12 protein-coding genes and 2 tRNA genes are annotated in these 16,634 nt (G+C 71.1%); 3 read left to right on the top strand and 11 right to left on the bottom strand.

What is annotated here, in order from left to right:
* The 6 genes from LLG88_05500 to LLG88_05525 all read right to left on the bottom strand — a co-directional run.
* Positions 1 to 1,550: glucose-6-phosphate isomerase (locus LLG88_05500; protein MCE5246363.1), on the bottom strand; the 1,550-nt coding region annotated here is incomplete at its 3' end.
* A 31-nt stretch (positions 1,551 to 1,581) separates the two neighbouring features.
* Positions 1,582 to 2,184, bottom strand: coding sequence for a lytic transglycosylase domain-containing protein (locus tag LLG88_05505; protein MCE5246364.1), 603 nt, complete (start codon positions 2,182 to 2,184; stop codon positions 1,582 to 1,584).
* 122 nt (positions 2,185 to 2,306) lie between these two features.
* Positions 2,307 to 4,949 carry an alanine--tRNA ligase gene (gene alaS / locus LLG88_05510; GenBank protein ID MCE5246365.1) on the bottom strand — a complete coding sequence of 881 codons (2,643 nt, stop codon included), beginning with the start codon at positions 4,947 to 4,949 and terminating at the stop codon, positions 2,307 to 2,309.
* Positions 4,915 to 5,445, bottom strand: coding sequence for a RecX family transcriptional regulator (locus LLG88_05515; protein ID MCE5246366.1), 531 nt, complete (start codon positions 5,443 to 5,445; stop codon positions 4,915 to 4,917). Before LLG88_05515 ends, alaS begins: the two co-directional genes overlap by 35 nt.
* Before the next feature lie 46 nt (positions 5,446 to 5,491).
* Complete coding sequence (locus LLG88_05520; protein ID MCE5246367.1) at positions 5,492 to 6,730, bottom strand: type IV pilus twitching motility protein PilT; 1,239 nt, start codon at positions 6,728 to 6,730, stop codon at positions 5,492 to 5,494.
* A 183-nt stretch (positions 6,731 to 6,913) separates the two neighbouring features.
* Positions 6,914 to 7,840, bottom strand: a complete 927-nt coding sequence (locus LLG88_05525; GenBank protein ID MCE5246368.1) for a branched-chain amino acid transaminase — start codon at positions 7,838 to 7,840, stop codon at positions 6,914 to 6,916.
* 223 nt (positions 7,841 to 8,063) lie between these two features.
* Between LLG88_05525 and LLG88_05530 the strand changes: the two genes are divergently transcribed.
* Complete coding sequence (locus tag LLG88_05530) at positions 8,064 to 8,453, top strand: thioredoxin fold domain-containing protein (protein ID MCE5246369.1); 390 nt, start codon at positions 8,064 to 8,066, stop codon at positions 8,451 to 8,453.
* Here LLG88_05530 and LLG88_05535 read toward each other — a convergent pair.
* The 4 genes from LLG88_05535 to LLG88_05550 all read right to left on the bottom strand — a co-directional run bounded on the left by LLG88_05535 (position 8,454) and on the right by LLG88_05550 (position 11,946).
* Positions 8,454 to 8,529: transfer RNA gene (locus LLG88_05535), tRNA-Lys, on the bottom strand. It lies immediately after the preceding gene.
* Between the two features lie 147 nt (positions 8,530 to 8,676).
* Positions 8,677 to 10,308 (bottom strand): C69 family dipeptidase, encoded by a 1,632-nt coding sequence (locus LLG88_05540; protein MCE5246370.1) that lies wholly within the window; start codon positions 10,306 to 10,308, stop codon positions 8,677 to 8,679.
* Between the two features lie 127 nt (positions 10,309 to 10,435).
* Positions 10,436 to 10,645: a hypothetical protein gene (locus tag LLG88_05545; GenBank protein MCE5246371.1), complete on the bottom strand. Its 210-nt coding sequence runs from the start codon at positions 10,643 to 10,645 to the stop codon at positions 10,436 to 10,438.
* Positions 10,642 to 11,946 (bottom strand): adenylosuccinate synthase, encoded by a 1,305-nt coding sequence (locus tag LLG88_05550; GenBank protein ID MCE5246372.1) that lies wholly within the window; start codon positions 11,944 to 11,946, stop codon positions 10,642 to 10,644. Before LLG88_05550 ends, LLG88_05545 begins: the two co-directional genes overlap by 4 nt.
* 289 nt (positions 11,947 to 12,235) lie before the next feature.
* On the opposite strand from LLG88_05550, the gene LLG88_05555 reads away from it, so the two are divergent.
* The gene (locus LLG88_05555) at positions 12,236 to 12,877 is read left to right on the top strand and encodes a helix-turn-helix domain-containing protein (protein ID MCE5246373.1); all 642 of its coding nucleotides are present in this window, start codon (positions 12,236 to 12,238) and stop codon (positions 12,875 to 12,877) included.
* Positions 12,878 to 13,262: 385 nt separating this feature from the next.
* Here the strand turns inward: LLG88_05555 and LLG88_05560 are convergent, their stop codons facing one another.
* Positions 13,263 to 16,061 (bottom strand): vitamin B12-dependent ribonucleotide reductase, encoded by a 2,799-nt coding sequence (locus LLG88_05560; protein MCE5246374.1) that lies wholly within the window; start codon positions 16,059 to 16,061, stop codon positions 13,263 to 13,265.
* A gap of 496 nt (positions 16,062 to 16,557) precedes the next feature.
* Here LLG88_05560 and LLG88_05565 point away from each other — a divergent pair.
* Positions 16,558 to 16,632, top strand: a tRNA-Val gene (locus LLG88_05565).
* Positions 16,633 to 16,634: the final 2 nt, after the last annotated feature.

Genomic DNA, 16,634 nt, shown 5'->3' on the forward strand with positions numbered 1-16,634 from the left:
CCGTCCACGGTCTCGCGCACGACGCCGCGCCGATTCGCGGCGAGGTGGGCGAGCACCCACGTCGCCTCGTCGGCCATCTCCGGCGCCCCGGCCGCCGCGGCCCACGCCGCGGCGACGCGCCGCTCCGTCGGCGCCGCGTCCATCGCCGCCCCGAGCGCCCGCTGCAGATCCAGCACGCGCGCCGCGGCCTTCTTCCCCGCCTCGACTCCCGGCTGGTGGTAGGCGTTGATGTTGGCGAACGCGGCGTAGAAGCCGACCGCGCGTTCGAAGAGCGCGATCAGCCCGCCGAGCGACCGCGCGTCGACGCGCGGCACGCAGATCGCCGCGGCCAGCCGCTTCTTCTCGATCAGCGCGCGGCGCGTGCCGAGCAGGAAGCCGAGCAGGTAGTCGCCCGACGTCGTCCCCGGCTCGACCTCGAGCGGATGCGGATCGCGGTCGTCGAGCGCGGCGACGAAGGTGACGAAGAAGTTGTCGAGGCCGTCGCGGAGCTGCTGCACGAACGCGTGCTGGTCCGTCGAGCCCTTGTTGCCGTAGACCGACAGCCCTTGATGCACGAGCTCGCCGTCGAGGTCGGTTTCCTTCCCCAGCGACTCCATCACCAGCTGCTGCAGATAGCGCGAGAGGAGCCGCAGGCGATCGCGGTACGGGAGCACGACCATGTCCCGGCGCCCGACGCCGCCCCCCGCGAAGTGCCAGGCGAGGGCGAGGCGCAGCGCCGGATTGACCTCCGGCCGCTCGCCGCGCGTCGCCTCGTCCATCAGCCGCGCCCCTTCGAGCAGCCCGTCCACGTCGTGGCCGAGGATCGCCATCGGCAGCAGGCCGACGGCCGAGGTCTGCGAGGTGCGTCCGCCGACCCAGTCCCACATCGGGAAGACGTCGATCCACCCGTCGGCGCGGGCCCGCTTGTCGAGCGCGCTCCCCTCGCCGGTGACCGCGACGAGGCGCGGCGGCGCCTCGAGTCCGGCCGCCGCGAAGCGTGCCCGCGTCTCCTCGAGCCCGTTGCGCGTCTCGGGGGTCGAGCCGGACTTCGAGACGCAGACGACGAGCGTGCGGCGCAGCCCTTCGTCGCCGAGCGTCTCGAAGACGTTGCGGAACCCTTCGGGATCGGTGTTGTCGAGGAAGTGGACGGAGAGCGGATCGTCCGGCCCGCCCAGCGCCTCCGCCGCGAGCTGCGGGCCGAGGGCCGAGCCGCCGATGCCGAGGACGAGCAGGTGCTCGAAACGCTCGCCGGGCGCCGGCGCGATCTCGCCGGAGCGGACTTTCCAGCCGAACGTCTTGACCCGCATCAGGGTCGTTTCGATCGCCGCGGCGAGGGCGGGACTCGGGGCGCGGCGCGGATCGCGCAGCCAGTAGTGGCCCACCATCCGCCGCTCGTCGGGGTTGGCGATCGCCCCCTTCTCGAGGCGCCGCATCCCCTCCACGGCGCGCAGCATCGCCTCCCCTTGCCCGGCCGCGTACCCGGCGGGAACGCGCAGGCCGGAGAAGTCGAGGCCGAACTCCAAGGCGCCGATCCAGAGATGATCCGGTCCGTAGCCGCTCGCTTCGGTCATCGCGCACCTCCGCCGCGCGCGGCGCGCGGCGTCAGGGGACGTTCGTGAGGAGGATCTTGCCGTCCTTCATCCGGATGCAGCGCGGCGGCTCGGCCTCGCCCGTGCGGTGGTGCCGCGCGTTGTAGCTCAAGCCGGCCCGCCGCAGGACCTTGCGGACGAAGTCCTGCGTCTCCGGGTAGTCGGGGACGTCGTTGTACTTGTCCACCGCCCCTTCGCCGGCGTTGTAGGCGGCGAGGGCGAGATGGAGATCCCCCTTGTAGCGGTCGATCAGCCAGGCGAGGTACTGCGCGGCGCCCTCGAGGTTGTCCTCGGGGTCGTGGACGTCGAGCACGCCGAAGCGCTTCGCCGTCCCCGGCATCAACTGCCCCAGCCCGCGCGCCCCTTTCGGCGAGACCGCCTTGGGGTTGCGCGCCGACTCGACCTCGACGAGGGCGGCGAACAGCTCGGAGTCGAGGTTGTGGCGCCCCGCGACTTCCTCGATCAGCTTCTGGTACGGCCGGCCGACGATCTCCTCGACCGCGCCGAGGCGCACCGTGCCGGCGAGGGCGACGGGGGCGAGGCAAAAGACGAGCGCGGCGGCGACTGTCGCCGCTCGCGCCGCTCGTCCGCCGCTGGTCGAGGTCGTCCGTCCCACGAAAGGGAATGTAGCGCACGAAAACGGCCGAGGCGAGGGGGTCCTCGCCTCGGCCGCGAACTGCTTAAGCCCGCCCGCGCTCAGCCGAGCAGCGCCCGCACCGCCTCGCGAGCGGCGCCCGCTCAGCCGAGCAGCGCCCGCACCGCCTCGGGAGCGGCCGCCAGGGCGCCGTCGAGGCCGTCGGGGTTCTTCCCGCCCGCCTCGGCGAGGTCGGGCCGCCCGCCGCCGCCGCCGCCGACCATCGGGCCGAGCTTCTTGATCAGCGCCCGCGCGTCGATCTTCTTCCGCGCCTCTTCGCCGACGGCGACCAGCAGCGACGCCTTCCCTTCCTCGGAGGCGCCGAGGACGACGACCGAGCAGGGGTTCTTCCGCCGCAGTTGGTCGGCGAGGTCGCGGCGCTGGTTCTTGGCGATCCCGTCGGCGCGCCGCGCCAGGACCGCGACGCCGTCCACGTCCACCGGCGCGGCGTCGCCCGACGCCTGCCCGGCGGCGAGCTTCACCTTGAGCTGGTCGACTTCCTTCTGCAGCTGCTTGAGCTGCTCGAGCTTCTTCTCGAGGCCGGCCCCCACGCCGTCCGGCGCGACGCCGAGGCGCGCCGCGGCGTCGTCCAGCGCGTCGAGGGCCGTCCGGGCGCGCGAGGCCGCCGGGAGCCCGCAGACCGCCTCCAGACGCCGCACGCCGGCCGCCACGCCCCTCTCGCCGGCGATCAGGCACGAGCCGATCTCGCCGGTGCGGGAAACGTGCGTCCCGCCGCACAGTTCCATGCTGACGTCGCCGATCCGCACGACGCGGACGCGGTCGCCGTAGCGGTCGCCGAAGAACGCCAGCGCGCCCTCGGCCAGCGCTTCCTCGATCGGCAGTTCGCGCGTCTCGACCTCGAAGTCGGCGACGATCGCCTCGTTGACCTGATCCTCGATCTCGCGCAGCTGCTCCGGCTCGACCGGCTCGTAGTGGGCGAAGTCGAAGCGCAGCCGCTCGGGGGCGACCAGCGAGCCGGCCTGGCGCACGTGCGTGCCGAGGTTGCGGCGCAGCGCGGCGTGGAGGAGGTGGGTCGCGGTGTGGTGCCGGCGGGCCGCGTCGCGGCGCTTCGCGTCCACCTGCGCGACGACGACCTGCCCCGCGGCGATCGTCCCCTGCTCCACGACGACCTTGTGCAGCACGACGCCGGGGAACGGCGAGAAGGTCCCCTCGACGCGCGCCCGGCCCGCGGGGCCGAGCAGCAGGCCGCGGTCCCCTTCCTGCCCGCCGCTCTCGGCGTAGAACGGCGTCTCGTCGAGGACCAGCTCGCCGTCGGCGCCCGCCTCGAGGCGGTCCACCGGCGCGCCGCCGCCGACGATGGCGAGGATCCGCGCCGCCTCGACGCGCAGCGTCTCGCGGCCGACGAAGCGCGAGCCGTGCCCTTGGTAGGCCAGCAGCGACTCGTGGCGCGGCGCGGCCTTCGTCTCCTTGAGGACGCGCGAGGCGGCGACGTGCTTGCGCCGTCCTTCGTCGTATCCCGCGGCGTCGAGCGCGAGGCCGCGCTCCTCGAGCGCGTCCTTGACCAGGTCGAGCGGCAGCCCGCGCTCGCTCTCCAGCACGAACGCCTCTTCGCCCGGGAACGTTTTCTCGTCGCGCGCGAGCAGATCGTCGATCCGCTCCTCGAGCCGCGCGAAGCCGTCGGCCAGCGTGCGGTCGAACCGTTCCTCTTCGCGCCGCACGACCCGCTGCGCGACCGGCAGCGCGTCCACCAGTTCCGGATAGGCTTGGCCGAGCAGATTCACCACGCCCGGCAGGCGGCGGTGCAGGAACCCCTGCGGCAGGCCGAGCAGGCGCCCGTGGCGCAGCGCGCGGCGCATGATCCGCCGCAGCACCGCCCCGCGCTTCTCCGGGCCGGGGATGATCCCTTCCGAAACGAGCATCGTGATCGCGCGCAGGTGGTCGGCGATCACGCGCATCGAGACGTCCTTCGCCGGATCGGCGCCGTAGGGGACCGTCCCCTCGGCGGCGACGTCGGCGATGATCGGCAGGAAGAGATCCGTCTCGTAGTTGCTGCGGACGCCGGAGAGGACGGAGGTCAGCCGTTCGAGGCCGGCGCCGGTGTCCACGCACGGCGCGGGGAGCGGCTTGGCGCCGCCGTCCGGCTGCAGGTCGTACTGCATGAAGACCAGGTTCCAGATCTCGAGGAAGCGCCCCGACGTGTTGCCCGGGTTCTCGCCGGCCGGACCGTGCGGATCGAGGTCGACGTGGATCTCCGAGCACGGCCCCGCGGGGCCGGTGTCCCCCATCTGCCAGAAGTTGTCCTTGCGGCCGAGGGCCACGACGCGCGCGGCGGGAACGCCGGCTTCGCTCTCCCAGAGACGCGCCGCCTCCTCGTCGCCGGCGAAGCCGTCGTCGCCGGCGAAGACCGTCACCCAGAGCCGGTCGGCCGGGATCTTGTAGACCTCGGTGATCAGCTCCCACGCCCAGACGATGGCGTCGCGCTTGAAGTAGTCGCCGAACGAGAAGTTCCCGAGCATCTCGAAGAAGGTGTGGTGCCGCGGGGTGCGGCCGACCTCCTCGAGGTCGTTGTGCTTGCCGGAGACGCGCAGGCACTTCTGCGCCGACGTCGCCCGCGTGTAGGGACGCTTCTCGTGGCCGCGGAAGACCTCCTTGAACTGGTTCATTCCCGCGTTGGCGAAGAGCAGCGTCGGATCGGCGGGCAGGACGAGCGGCGAGGAAGGAACGATCTGGTGTCCCTTGCCGGCGAAGAAGTCAAGGAAGGTCCGTCTCACGTCGCTCGAAAGCATCGTCTTCGTCCTCGCCGGGGGGCGGCAGTTCGTCCGCCGGCGCCCCGGCCCGCTCCAAGGCGGCCAGCGCCTCGGCGGAGGAAAAACCGGCGCGCCTGAGCCGCCGGTACAGTTTTTCGCGCTCCCGCCGGTCCTGCGGCGCGCCGCCGCGGACCAGCCGCGCCGTCGCGCGGTCCACCGCGTCGCGCGAGGCCTCGGGAGTGAAGGCCGCGGCGACCGCCTCGGCCGCCAGTTCGCGGGGAACGCCGCGCCGGGCCAAGTCGGCCGAGACGCGGGCCGCGCCGCGGCGTCCGTCCTCCGCGAAGCGGCGGGCGAGATTATAGGCAAGGGCGCGGTCGTCAACGAGGCCGACGGCCTCGAGGCGGTCGAGCGTCGCCGCGACGGCATCCGCGTCGAACCCCTTGAGGCGCAACTTCCCCGCCAACTCGCGGCGGGTCAGCGCCCGCCGGTCGAGCGCGGCGAGCGCCGCCTCGCGCGGGTCGGTCTTGGGGTCCATGCGCCGAGGATACGCGCCCCGGCGCGTCCTGTCCGCGGACCGAAGGTCAGCGCTTCGGCGGCGGCGGCGGGAAGTCGAGGTCGCCGAAGCCGCCCGAGCCGGGGCGGGTCGGCGCGACGATCTTGATCGGCGCGTTCGGGTCCTGCGCGAGGACGGCGGCTGCGGCGGCGCCGGCGAGCGACTCCTCCATCTCGCCGCGCGCGGCCTGCGCGGTGGACTCGATCCCCTCCATCCGCAGCCGCAGCTCGTCGCGGTTCGTCGCCTTGGCCATCGCCTCCTCGCGCGTGATCAGGCCGGCCGACCAGAGGCCGTAGAGCGACTGGTCGAAGGTCTGCATCCCGTACTGCGAGGTGCCCTGCGCGATCGCGTCCCGGATCAGCTTCGTCTTGTCCTTGTTCTCGACGCACTCCTGGATGTAGGGCGTCGAGCGCATCACCTCGACCGCGGGGACGCGCCCCTGGCCGTCGGCGCGCGCCACGAGGCGCATCGAGATCGAGGCCTTGAGGACCGCGCCGAGCTGGATGCGGATCTGCTTCTGCTGGTGCGGCGGGAAGACGGAGATGATGCGGTTGATGGTCTCCGTGGCGTCGAGCGTGTGCAGCGTCGAGAGCACCAGGTGGCCGGTTTCGGCGGCGAGGAGCGCCGTCTCGATCGTCTCGAAGTCGCGCATTTCGCCGACGAGGACGACGTCGGGGTCCTGGCGCAGCGCGGAGCGGAGCGCGTCGGCGAACGACTTCGTGTCCACGTCCACTTCGCGCTGGTTGACGAGCGACTTCTTGTCGCGGTGCAGGAACTCGATCGGGTCCTCGATCGTCATGATGTGCTCGGACCGGACCGAGTTGATGTAGTCGATCATCGCGGCGAGGGTCGTCGACTTTCCCGACCCGGTGGAGCCGGTGACGAGGATCAGGCCGCGCGACTCGGAGGCGATCGTCTCGATCACCGGCGGGAGCATCAGTTCCCGCACGGTGAGGATCTTCACCGGGATGACGCGGGCGACGAGCCCGACGGCGCCGCGCTGCTGGAAGCAGTTGACGCGGAACCGCCCCAGGCCGGGGACGGAGTACGCCATGTCGATCTCGAAGTTCTCCTTGAACCTCTGCTTCTGGCGCGCGTTCATGATGCTGAAGGCCAACGCGACGGTGTCTTCCTGCATCAGCCTGGCGTGCTCGGTCATCGCCAAAAGCCGCCCGTCCACCCGGATCACGGGGTAGGCGCCGACCTTGAGGTGGAGGTCGGACGCGCCCTTCTCGACGGCGGACTTGAGCAGATCGTTGATGTGCATCGGGTCCTCGGCCGCGCCGGCGCCCCCGCCTCGGGCGGGCGGAGGGCGGACGCAGGAAGTGAATTTAGTTTCCCGCCGCTGATTATTCACGGAACGGCCCGCCGCGGAGAGGGGCGACGGGGACGCGGCGAAAAAAAGCCGCCGGGCGCGGGGCCCGGCGGCTTCGAGCTAAACGGACGCGGATCAGCCGCGGACGGGGGTGAGCCAGTCGTTGTGCTTCGGCGACTCGCCCTTCACCGCCGCGAAGAACGCGGTCTGGATCTTCTCGGTGACCGGGCCGCGGCGGCCGATGCCGACCTGGACGTGGTCCACGGAGCGGATCGGGGTGACCTCGGCGGCCGAACCGGTGAAGAAGACTTCGTCGGCCACGTAGAGCATCTCGCGCGGGATCGACTGCTCCTCGACCGTGTAGCCGAGTTCGCGGGCCAGCGTGATCACGCAGTCGCGGGTGATGCCGGGGAGGACGGAGTCGGAGAGCGGCGGGGTGATGATCCGGCCCTTCCAGACGATGAAGATGTTCTCGCCCGAACCTTCGCTGACGTGGCCGCTCGGCGTGAGGGCGATCCCCTCGTTGAAGCCGCGCTCCTTCGCTTCCATGTTGATCAGCTGGGAGTTCATGTAGTTCGCGGCCGCCTTCGCCATCGTCGGGAAGGTGTTCGGCGCGCTGCGGGTCCAGGTGGAGACGGTGACGTCCACGCCGGCCGCCAGCGCCTCGGGCCCGAGGTAGGCGCCCCACTTCCACACGGCGATCGCCGTGTCGATCGGGCACTTGGTCGGGTTGACGCCGAGCTGCGCGTAGCCGCGGTAGACGATCGGCCGCAGGTAGCATTCGTCCAGTTCGTTGGCGCGGACCGTCTCCGCCGCGGCGCGGCAGAGATCGTCCACCGAGTAGCTCGGGACCATGCGGTAGATCTTGGCCGAGTCGATCAGACGCTGCATGTGATCGCGCAGGCGGAAGGCCATCGGACCCTTCGCGGTGCCGTAGACCCGCGCGCCCTCGAAGACCGCGGAGCCGTAGTGCACGACATGGGAGCAGACGTGGATCTTCGCCTCGTCCCACGGGATCAAGCGGCCGTTCATCCAGATTTTCGACGCGCCTTCAAACGCCATCGCCAGCCTCCGGGGGTCGCCCCCGCGCGACGCCGCGCGCGGTGGACATGGTCAAGAGGAAACAACATTGGGGGAACGTGGCGATGCTAGCCTCCCCCTCCGTCCCCGTCAATCGGTGGAATCGTGTAGGCGGGGATCGCGTCACCTTTCCGCGCCGCGCCGCATCTCCAAGTTCCGGGCGACGGAAACCGACACGCCGGCCGCCCGGCCGAGGAGACCGAAGATGAGCGTTCCCGCCAGCGAGAATTCCCCGATCCTGCACGTCGACGACGACACCTTCGAACGCGACGTCCTGGGCGCGCGCGGCGCCCTGGTCCTCGACTTCTGGGCCCCCTGGTGCGCCCCCTGCCGCCGGCTCGGCGCCGCGCTGGAGCGGCTGGCGCCCGAGTTCGCGGGGCGGGTCCGGGTGGCCAAGATCGACGTCGACCGGAACCCGCGGACCGCGGCGCGGTTCGGCGTGCAGTCGATCCCGACGATGGTCTTCTTCGCCGACGGCCGGCCGATCGGCGGCGCGACCGGGGCCCTGCCCGAATCGGCCCTGCGCGACCTCTTCTCCCGCCACGCCGAGGGAAAGCTCGCCGTCGAGGAAGACGGGACTCCGGCTGAGGGATAGTGGTGAGCCGTGTTGGACTCGAACCAACGACCGGCGGATTAAAAGTCCGCTGCTCTACCGACTGAGCTAACGGCCCACCTGGAGGGCGCCGCGCGGCCGCGGCGGGACGCGACGGCGGTCAACAGTATGCCGCAGATCGGCGCGCCCCTCACGGCCGCGGGCCAAACGAAAGCGGCGGGGCTTTCGGCCCCGCCGCCGTCGCGCGGTTCGCCGGAATCGGACCTCAGTGGGTCGCGGTTTCGGGCTGCGCGGGCACCTTGATCCGGTCCCCGCCGTCCGCCGCCATCCGGCGGCGCCAGCTCTCGGGATAGTCGGGGTGCGTGACGTTGCCCTGCGCGTCCCGCACGTTGCCGTCGAGGTACTTGACCATCAGCTGCTCGAACAGCGTCCGCCAGCGGGCGACGACCTTCTCCCCCTGCCGCACCGAGTAGTCGGTGAGGTAGTCGCGGGCGAGATCCGGCGACTGCTTGTAGAGCGCGGCCGCGGCGGCGTCCACGTCCGGCTGCCGCAGCATGAACTCCCCTTCCAGCTCGTCCCGCACGCGGTGGACGTCCACGATCATCTCGCTGTAGCGGGAGTAGGCGAAGTTCGCCACGGCGTTGAAGACCCAGAAGGCGGAGTCCCAGCTGAAGTGCTTGAAGTCGGCCGTGCCGACGGCGTACGGCTTGGGAACGCGCCGGATGCCGCAGTAGATCGGCACGTAGACGTTGCTCCCGGTGTCGTCCACGCTGAACCAGAGCACGCCGCCGACCGGATCGGGCAGCGCGGCGCGCGACTGGCCGACCAGCGCGAAGCCGGTCTGCTGGGTCGAGATCGCCCGCTCGTTGAGGTACTCGACGCCGTCCACCTTCCAGGTCATCGGGCGCCAGCGGTACGGCAGCGAGTACGGCCCCGCGCCGACGCCGACCGTCAGGTCGAAGTCCGTCCCCTCGAAGTGGTCGCGCATCAGCGCCATCACGTCGGCGAGGGACAGCTTCTTGTCCGGCTTCACCCACAGCGGCAGCGGCTCGGCGTTCGGGTTGCCGCGGACGTAGTCGATCGACATCTTGACCGACGGCGCGGCGCGGCGGAAGACGCTCCAGACGCGGGCCTCGCAGGCGCGGAGCTCTTCGAACCCCGGCTTGGCGTAGGCGTCGACGAAGCTGAACTCCTCGTCCTTCCCGTTGAACCAGCCCTTCGCGCGCGCGAACGTGATCACGTCCTTGGCGTAGAGCGTGTCGGGATCGCGGAGCGGGAAGCGGCGGATGCGGGCCTGGTTGGCGTGGGCCGAGATGTAGCCGTCGGGGATCCGCCGGGCGACCCACAGCGCGCCCTTGACGTCCGGCCCCTTGCCGACCATCTCCATGATCCACGCTTCGTTCGGGTCGGTGAGGGAGAACGACTCCCCTTCGCTCGCGTAGCCGTACTCCTCGGCCAGCGAGGTCATCACCTGGATCGCCTCGCGCGCCGTCCGCGAACGCTGGAGCCCGATGTAGATCAGGCTGCCGTAGTCGACGCCGATCTTCCCCTCGACCTCCTTGCGGCCGCCGAAGGTCGTCTCCGAGATCATGACCTGACGCTCGTTCATGTTGCCGACGACGGCGTAGGTGACCGGCGCCTCGGGGATCTCGCCGAGCCGCTTGCCGGTGTCCCACTCGATGACCTCGCGCATGGTTCCGGGCGCGTGGACCCCCGGCGGGTAGTAGTAGAGCTCGCCGTACAGCTCGTGCGAGTCCGCGTTGTAGGTGTTGAACGTCGAGCCGTCGGCGCTCGCGCCTTTGGTCACCATCACGCTGGTGCAGGCGCGCGCGGCGTCGGCCGACAGGACCGCGAGCGCGAGGCCCGCGATGACGGCGGCGACAGTGTGGATGCGCATGGGGCCAAGAATAGCGTCACTTCGCGCCGCAGGCCCGCGGCCGCCCGGCCGGCCCCGCCGCGCGGGCGGGACCCCGCCGCGCGAGCCCTTCGGCGGCGGCCGATCGAGGCCGGGCCGCCGGCGCGGGCTAGGCGTTCAGCAGCGCCCGCGCCCGGTTGGCCTGCGTCGCCGGAACGAGGAGTTCCCACGACTCGTGCGCCAGGCGATGGGAGTACCGCTCCCCCGCCGGGACGACCTCGGCGGGGACTTCGGCGGCGGCCAGCTTCGCCGCGGCGGCTTCCGCCGCGGCCCGGTCGTCGAACACGGCGGCCGGACAGGTCGATTCGCGGATCGTCATTTGCTCCAACGCTCCAGGACGCTGCCCGCCGGGATCACCGTCGCCGAGCGGTCCGCGCCGACCGACAGCAGCCCGACCGGGCATTCCGACAGTTCCTCGAGCCGCGCGAGATAGGCCCGCGCGTTGCGCGGCAGGTCGGCCAGCGAGCGCACGCCGTCGAGCGATTCACTCCAGCCCGGCAGTTCCTCGTAGACCGGCCGCACGCGGTCGTAGGCGCGCACCGTCGGCGGCACGGAGGTCGTGCGCCCGCCGTCGATCTCGTACGCCGTGGCGATCTTCACCGTCGGCAGGCCCGTGAGAACGTCGAACTTGGTCAGCGTGATCGCGTCGAGGCCGTTGACCCGGACCGCGTAGCGCATCGCCACGGCGTCGAACCAGCCGCAGCGGCGCGGCCGTCCGGTCGTCGTGCCGTACTCGCGCCCCGCCTCGCGCAGTTGGTCGCCGGTCGCGCCCTTGTCCTCGGTCGGGAACGGTCCGGCGCCGACGCGCGTCGCGTACGCCTTGGCCACGCCGACGACCGTTTCCACGGCGCGCGGCGGCACGCCGAGGCTGGCCGGAATCCCGCCGGCGGTCGTGCTCGACGAGGTGACGAAGGGGTAGGTGCCGTGGTCGATGTCGAGCATCGTCCCCTGCGCCCCTTCGAAGAGGATCGAGCGGCGATCGGCGATCGCCTGGTGCAGCTCTTCCGTGACGTCGCCGACGAGCGGGCCGAGCTCGGCCCACCAGCGTTCGGCGAGGCGCGCGCTTTCGCGCGGATCGGGGGCCGCGGCGCCGAGCGCCTGCAGCTGCTGGGCGAGGCCGGCGCCGAGCGCCTGCTCGACCCGCGCGGCGACGTCGTCCGGGGTCTCGAGGTCCGCCAGCCGCACGCCCCAGCGCTGCGACTTCGCGCTGTACGCCGGGCCGATGCCGCGCTTCGTCGTGCCGATCGCCGCCCCGGCGAGGCGCCCTTCGAGCGCGGCGTCGAGATCGCGGTGGAACGGCATGATCACGTGGGCGCGGGCCGACAGCAGCAGCCGGCTCTCGACCGGCACGCCCTCGTCGCGCAGCTTCGCCAGTTCGCCCAGCAGGGCGTCCGGATCGACGAGCGTTCCCGCGCCGACGAGGTTCCGCACGCCGTCGCGGAAGATCCCCGACGGAATGTGGTGGAGCGCGTGGCTCTTGCCGCCGAAGACGACGGTGTGTCCGGCGTTCGGTCCGCCCTGGTAGCGCGCGACGACCGAGAAGTGCGGCGCGAGCAGGTCGACGACCTTGCCCTTCCCTTCGTCGCCCCACTGGGCGCCGATGACTGCGAGGTTCGGCATAACGTAGGCCCCAAGCAGGAAAAGAGCCGGAAGGCGCGGCGCGCCAACCGGCGGAATGCATTGAATCGGCGGCGCAGTATACATCGGTCCGCCCGCTCCGCCCGCGGCCGAGGCCGCGGCGGCCGGCCGCGCCGCGCCCATCAGTGGCGACACATTGCCGCCCGAGGCCGGCCTGCTGCATTAATCCCCGCCGGCTAACTATCTCGTCTGCCAGGATTGACTTGACTTCCCGTTCTGGGCTAACTTGTATGTGTTTCGACCGAATTGAACGGGAAGGGGGCAAGGGTCAATGACGTTCGCGGAGATCATTCACTACCATCGCGACCGCTTGGGGCTGAACAAGAAGCAGCTCGCGGAGAAGGTCGGCGTCACCCAGCCGTACATCGTGCAGATCGAGAACGACGGCAAGATCCCCGGCGACGGCGTCGTGCTGCGGCTCGCCGACGCGCTCGGGCTCGATCGGCGGGAGCTGCTCTTCGCGGCCTACCGGGCGCGGGCGACGGACGACACGCGGCACTACTTCCGGTCGATCTTCGACGACCTGACCCCGACCGACGAGTTCAACCAGCCGTTCATCGAGACCCGCAAGGACCACTTCGAGTCGCCCGACTTCAGCCTGCAGCACATCGGCACCGCCCCCGAGGGGACGTACCAGGTCGCCGTGCTCAAGGCCAAGGCCGAGCGGGCGGAGTTCTCGTCGCACGCCCATTCGGTGGCGCAGATCTTCGTCGTCGTGGCCGGCGAGTTCGAGCTCGAGGCCGGCGACCAGAAGCACCATCTCAAGCTCGGCGGCCAGATCTCGGCCGAGGTTCCGCCGAACACGCCGCACCTGATCCGCGCCCTGTCCCCCGGGCAGATGATCACGATCAGCTTGGGCGAGGTCGTGCGGATTTCCGGCGCCGCGCCGAGCGCCGTCGGCGCCCACGAGTAGATCGGCCGCGGCGCGTCCCGCGGAACGACGAAGCGGCCCGGGGAACCGGGCCGCTTTTCGTTTGCCTCCGAACGCAATGCGCGGACGGGAGAGCCCGATCCGCGAATGATCCGGGCCAGTCCCGGAGTCCGCGGTCTCCCGTCCGCTGTCGCCGCCTCATAGAGCAAACGCGCTGCCAGCGCGCGCCGCGCGGCGGCGGCCGCTCCAACTCGAAGCCCCGCAAGCAGTTTTCCGCGGGCGTCTCCGTCCCCGCGCGTCCCCTCGCCCGGTTTCGGCGCCGGTTCCGCAACCCCGCTTACGATTCCGTCGCCCGCGCCGTCCGCGACGCGCAGAAAAAGGGCGGCCCCGCGGGGCCGCCCTTTCCCGTCGTCCCGCCGCCGGCCGATCAGGAGCAGCCGGACGTCGCGCCGCAGTTGGTGCAGGCGTAGCAGGCGCCGTTGCGGACCATGATCTCGCCGCACTCGTGGCACGGCGGGGCGTCCGACTTCGACTGGAAGACTTCCTTCTCGTGCGTCTCGACCGCCGACATCGCGGCCTGCCGCTTGGCGTCGTCGTCGCCGTTGGCCTCGCCGGAGAGATCGGCGCCGTTGGCCTGCTCCACCGGCTGCTTCAGGAACTTCAGCGCGAGGTAGCGGAAGATGTAGTCGACGATCGACTTCGCGATCGGGATCTGGCGGTTGTTGGTGTAGCCCGACGGCTCGAAGCGCATGTGGCTGTACTTGTCCACGAGCACCTTGAGCGGCACGCCGTACTGCAGCGCGAGGGAGATCGCCGTGGCGAAGGCGTCCATCAGGCCGGAGACGACCGACCCCTGCTTGGCCATGACGACGAAGATCTCGCCGGGCTGCCGCGTGTCGGGGTAGAGGCCGACCGTCAGGTAGCCTTCGTGCCCGGCGACCGAGAACTTGTGCGTCAGCGCCTCGCGCTCGTCGGGGAGACGCTTGCGCGCCGGACGCCGCTCGACCTCCTTGGCGTCCTTCTTCGCCGCGGTCATCGAGAGCGGCTGCGAGTTCTTGCAGCCGTCGCGGTAGATCGCCACCGCCTTGAGGCCGAGCCGCCAAGCCTCGATGTAGGCCCGCTCGACGTCCTCGACCGTCGTCGAGGAGGGCATGTTGACCGTCTTGCTGATCGCGCCGGAGAGGAACGGCTGGACGGCCGACATCATCTTCAGGTGGCCCATCCACTGAATGGACCGCGTTCCGCCGGCCGGCGCGAGCGAGCAGTCGAAGACCGGCAGGTGTTCCTCGCGGAGCCCCGGCGCCCCTTCGATCGTCCCGTTCTCCTCGACGTAGTCGAGGATCTCCTGGATCGCCTCCTTGCCGTAGCCGAGGCGGCGCAGAGCCGGCGGAACGGCGTGGTTGACGATCTTCATCGCGCCGCCGCCGACGAGCTTCTTGAACTTGATCAGCCCGAGCTCCGGCTCGATCCCCGTCGTGTCGCAGTCCATCATGAAGGCGATCGTGCCGGTCGGGGCGAGGACGGTGACCTGCGCGTTGCGGAAGCCGGACTCCGCGCCGATCTCCTCCGCCGAGCGCCACGACTCGCGCGCCGCGGCGAGCAGCGCCTGCGGGACGAGGTCTTCGGGGAGCGCCTCGGCGTGCAGGCGGTGGCGCGAGACCACGTCCATGAACGCCTGCCGGTTCTCCTTAAAGACGGCGAACGGCCCGCCGTGGTCGCGCGCGATCCGCGCCGACTGGGCGTAGGCCTCGCCGCACATCAGCGCCGCCGCGGCGCCGGCGTAGGCGCGGCCGGCCTCGGAGTCGTACGGCACGCCGAGGACCATCAGCAGCGCGCCGAGGTTGGCGAAGCCGAGCCCGAGCGGGCGGTAGGCGTACGAGTTGTCGCCGATCTTCGGCGTCGGGTAGCTGGCGAAGTCGACGACGATCTCCTGCGCGGTCAGCGTGACGTCCACCGCGTGGCGGAACCCTTCGACGTCGAAGCGCCCGTCCGGCTGCAGGAACTTGAGCAGGTTGAGCGAGGCGAGGTTGCAGGCCGAGTCGTCGAGGAACATGTACTCGGAGCAGGGGTTCGAGGCGTTGATCCGCCCGCTCGCCTTGCAGGTGTGCCAGGTGTTGATCGTCGTGTCGAACTGCAGCCCCGGATCGCCGCATTCCCACGCCGCTTCCGCGATGCGCCGCATCATGTCGCGGCCGCGGAACGTCTCGACCGGCTCGCCGGTCGTGACGGCGCGGGTGGACCACGGCTTGTCCTCGACGACCGAACGCATGAACTCGTCCGTCACGCGGACGGAGTGGTTCGCGTTCTGGAAGAAGACCGAGTCGTACGCCCCGCCCGGCGCGTTGAACGCCGCCTCGTAGCCGTTGTCGATCAGGATCCGCGCCTTCCGCTCCTCGCGGACCTTGCAGTCGACGAACTCGACGATGTCCGGATGGTCGGCGTTGAGGATGACCATCTTCGCCGCGCGGCGCGTCTTGCCGCCCGACTTGATCACGCCGGCGAAGGCGTCGTAGCCGCGCATGAACGAGACGGGGCCGGAGGCGGTGCCGCCGCCGGAGAGCTGCTCCTTGGACGAGCGCAGCGAGGAGAGGTTGCTGCCGGCGCCCGAGCCGTACTTGAAGAGCATCCCCTCGGTCTTGGCCAGCTCGAGGATCGAGGCCATCGAGTCCTGCACGCTGTTGATGAAGCAGGCCGAAACCTGCGGCCGCGCCTCGATGCCGAGGTTGAACCAGACCGGCGAGTTGAACGACATCATCTGGTGCAGCAGGAGGTGGGTCAGCTCGGCCTCGTAGGCCGCGGCGTCGTCCTCGGAGCGGAAGTAGCCCGCCTCGCGGCCCCAGCGCCCGATCGTCCCGGCGACCCGCCCGATCAGCTGCTTGACCGAATATTCCCGGTCCTTGGAACCGACCGCCCCGCGGAAGTACTTCTGGGCGACGATGTTCGTCGCGGTCTGCGACCACGACTTCGGCACCTCGACGTCCTTCTGCTCGAAGACCGCCTCGCCCTTTTCGTTGGTGATGCTGGCGGTGCGCAGCTCCCACTCGACGAGGTCGAACGGGTGCTTCCCCTCCTGGGTGCAGCGCCGCGCGAACTCCAGCCCCGGCCCGGGGCCGAACCCGCCGCGCCCGCGCCGCGGGGCGGCCTCCGCCGCGCCGTTCGCCGCGCCGGCCGACCGCCCGGCCCCCCGCCCGCCTTCGGGCTTCCGCGTCGATTCCGTGACCGACATGATCTCTTCCTCCCGCTCCGTCGTCGCCGCCGGAACCCGCCCGGCGCCCCATCTCTCCGGCCGCCGGCGCCGACCGGCGGCCGCAACGTCCCTGCGGACCCGGCCTGCGCCGAGCCGCTCGTTCGCCTTCCCGAAGTTCGATTTCGACTATGGTGCGGCGTCGGAAATCCCGACGATCAGAGGCCGTCGGACCGCCCGGGCTCCCGTCCGCGGCGTGAAGGATTCCGCAAACGGTGGGGGTTGTCAAGCGCCGAGCCCCAAGATATTGGGGCCGACCTGAAGTTTCCGCCCAAGATATAGAAAACAGGCCACATACCATCGAGGCCGCCGTTTCGTCCGCGGCGAGGCGGGAGCGGCCGGCGAACACCCGGCGGAAAAAGGCCGCGGCGAGGCTCGGATCGGCGCCGCGGCGGGCGCGGCGTCCTTTGTCGCATCGAATCCGCCTCGCGACTGGCGCCCCTCCCCGCCCCGTGCTATAAACCGCGGGCCGTTGATCGGGGCGTTAACTCAGCGGTAGAGTGCCATCTTCACACGGTGGAAGTCGAAGGTTCGAATCCTTCACGCCCCACCACT

It is taken from the genome of bacterium (assembly GCA_021372775.1).
GTDB lineage: Bacteria > Acidobacteriota > Polarisedimenticolia > J045 > J045 > JAJFTU01.

Excerpts from the sequence above, each read along its gene's own strand:
- alaS (MCE5246365.1), bottom strand. The coding sequence starts at position 4,949 with ATGCTTTCGAGCGACGTGAGACGGACCTTCCTTGACTTCTTCGCCGGC.
- LLG88_05515 (MCE5246366.1), bottom strand. The coding sequence starts at position 5,445 with ATGGACCCCAAGACCGACCCGCGCGAGGCGGCGCTCGCCGCGCTCGAC.
- LLG88_05520 (MCE5246367.1), bottom strand. The coding sequence starts at position 6,730 with ATGCACATCAACGATCTGCTCAAGTCCGCCGTCGAGAAGGGCGCGTCC.
- LLG88_05525 (MCE5246368.1), bottom strand. The coding sequence starts at position 7,840 with ATGGCGTTTGAAGGCGCGTCGAAAATCTGGATGAACGGCCGCTTGATC.
- LLG88_05530 (MCE5246369.1), top strand. The coding sequence starts at position 8,064 with ATGAGCGTTCCCGCCAGCGAGAATTCCCCGATCCTGCACGTCGACGAC.
- LLG88_05540 (MCE5246370.1), bottom strand. The coding sequence starts at position 10,308 with ATGCGCATCCACACTGTCGCCGCCGTCATCGCGGGCCTCGCGCTCGCG.
- LLG88_05545 (MCE5246371.1), bottom strand. The coding sequence starts at position 10,645 with ATGACGATCCGCGAATCGACCTGTCCGGCCGCCGTGTTCGACGACCGG.
- LLG88_05550 (MCE5246372.1), bottom strand. The coding sequence starts at position 11,946 with ATGCCGAACCTCGCAGTCATCGGCGCCCAGTGGGGCGACGAAGGGAAG.
- LLG88_05555 (MCE5246373.1), top strand. The coding sequence starts at position 12,236 with ATGACGTTCGCGGAGATCATTCACTACCATCGCGACCGCTTGGGGCTG.
- LLG88_05560 (MCE5246374.1), bottom strand. The coding sequence starts at position 16,061 with ATGTCGGTCACGGAATCGACGCGGAAGCCCGAAGGCGGGCGGGGGGCC.